At 70.2% G+C, this 2,243-nt stretch carries 1 protein-coding gene and 1 pseudogene; both read right to left on the bottom strand.

Features of this window, described 5'->3' with window-relative positions:
• Positions 1 to 139 precede the first annotated feature (139 nt).
• Positions 140 to 2,074, bottom strand: coding sequence for an APC family permease (locus tag ACWD3D_RS36320; RefSeq protein WP_451464924.1), 1,935 nt, complete (start codon positions 2,072 to 2,074; stop codon positions 140 to 142).
• 86 nt (positions 2,075 to 2,160) lie between these two features.
• Positions 2,161 to 2,243, bottom strand: a pseudogene (locus ACWD3D_RS36315) (DNA-binding response regulator); the annotation flags it as partial.

Raw genomic sequence — 2,243 nt, 5'->3', positions numbered from 1 at the left:
TATCGGTGAGCTGTTCGGAGCGCCCGACTCCCTCTGGCGTGATGCTCGTCACATGGTGATGTACCCGACGTTCCGTCATCTGCCCCGTTTTGCGCGTCCGGCGGGAAGGACCGGCCCGGTGCTCCACCCTGTGGTGTGGTCAGTCCATCGGGGGCGTGCGGCCGGACTCCAGCTGCCGCAGGGCACGCGAGACGTCGAAGGGCAGGATCGTGACCGCGACGTGCGGGAGGTTGCCCAGCGCCTTCGCCATCGCCTCGCCGGTGCCCCGGTGGAGCACCTTGCCCAGGGCGTTGGCGTACAGCCGCCGGGGCACGAGCACCGTCAGCGAGGTCTCGCCGTCCCCGGTGGTACGGACGGCGAGTTCCCGCATCGCGTGGCGCAGCCTGCGGTCCGGGCAGGCCACCAGTTCCAGCGCCACCGAGGTCGCGGCGGTCGATTCCCAGACCTCGGACAGGTGCCGTGCGCGGGTCTCGTCGATCGCGAAGTGCACCGCCCGGGTCTCGTCCGGCCGCAGTTCGTGGGCGTACCGCAGGGCCTTCAGCGTGGCGAGATCCAGTGAGTCGACGAGGACGAACACCTGGTGGCGTCGTACCCGGGGCCGGTCCGTCCCGGTGGGCAGGCGTTGCAGTACGGCGGCCTCGCGCCGGTACTCGCGGTTGATCCGCATCAGTACCCACACTCCGAGCGGGAAGATCACCACGACCAGCCAGGCCCCCTCGGTGAACTTGGTGATCGCGAAGATCAGCACCACCGCCGCGGAGATGACAGCCGCGAGCGCGTTGACCGTGATCTTCGTCAGGCGCAGTGGCTCGCGCCGCCGCAGGTGGTACGCGGTGAGACCGGCTCCCGCCATGGTGAAGGCGGTGAACACACCGATCGCGTACAGAGCCACCAGTCGGTCCACGCTGGCGCCGGTGGCGAGCAGCAGCGCCAGGGAGATCACGGCGAGGGCGATGATGCCGTTGGAGAAGGCGAGCCGGTGTCCCCGCCGGGTCAGCACCCTCGGCAGGAACCGGTCCTGGGCCACGAAACTGGCCAGGAAGGGGAAGCCGGTGAACGGGGTGTTGGCTCCGGTGTAGAGGACCAGTGCGGTCGCCAGCTGGACGAAGACCAGCCCGGCCGTTCCCAGCGCGCCGTCGCCGAAGGCGAGATGCGCCTCCTGTGCGATGACGGTCGGTGTTCCGTCGGTGTACGGGACGGCGTGGGTGTAGTGCGCCAGGGTGGAGACACCGAGGACGAGGACGGCGAGGACGCAGCTCATGGTGATGAGGGTGCGTCTGGCGTTGCGGCCCTGCGGTTCGCGGAAGGCGGAGATACCGTTCGAGATCGCTTCCAGGCCGGTGAGGGACGAGCCGCCGTTGGCGAAGGACCGGAGCACGATGAAGAGCGGGGCGCCGTAGAGCCATCCGTCGCCGGGAGTGCCCAGCGGGACGACCCCGGCGGCCTTCAGGTCGGCGTGCGGCAGCCCGCCGGTGAGGCCGCGCACGGCCGCCACGACCAGGACGAGGCCGACGGCGGTCATGAAGAGGTAGGCGGGCAGGGCGAACATCCGGCCCGCCTCACGGATTCCGCGCAGGTTTCCGTACGCGAGCAGGACGATCACCCCCACGGAGACGGGAAGTTGGAGGTGGTCCAGGCCCGTCCAGTCGTCGCCGGCGAGGTGGGCGAGCGAGATCAGCGCGTTGGTTCCGGCCGAGACCTGGACGGCGACGGTGACGATGTAGTCGACCAGCAGTGCCACGGCGGCGACCTGCGCGACGTCCGGTCCGAAGTTCTCCCGGGCGACCACGTAGGAGCCGCCGGCCCGGGTGTAGAGGGTGACCACGTCGCTGTAACAGAGCGTCAGGAGGAAGAGCACCAGCAGGATCGCACCGGTCAGCGGCACCAGCAGAGTGAAGGCGGCGACTCCGACGACGGGCACCAGCACACGGAGCATCTCCTCGGAGCCGTACGCGGACGAACTGATGCAGTCGGAGGCGAGGACGCCCAGCGCCGTCCGGTTGCCGAGCTTCTCCCGGCCGATGGACTCGGTGGTGAGGGGCTCACCGAGGAGGCGGCGCTTGGCGCGGTACATCGGCCGGTCGAGGGTCACGCCCTCCATCAGAGCGGGCGGAGGTACGGGAGCCCGGCAGGCTCCACCGGCAGCCACTCACACGGGGGCCGGGCGGAGAGGACCAGGATCGGGACCCGGGTCCAGCCCCGGAGTCCCCTGATGACCTCGACCCCGTCCATGTCGGGCAGCC

It is taken from the genome of Streptomyces sp. NPDC002690, assembly GCF_053592415.1.
The sequence above is the reverse complement of the archived record's forward strand: the minus strand, read 5'-3'. Positions and strand labels throughout refer to the sequence as shown.

Bases quoted from the DNA above. Each gene is read 5' to 3' on its own strand.
- ACWD3D_RS36320 (WP_451464924.1), bottom strand. From the start codon at position 2,074: ATGTACCGCGCCAAGCGCCGCCTCCTCGGTGAGCCCCTCACCACCGAG.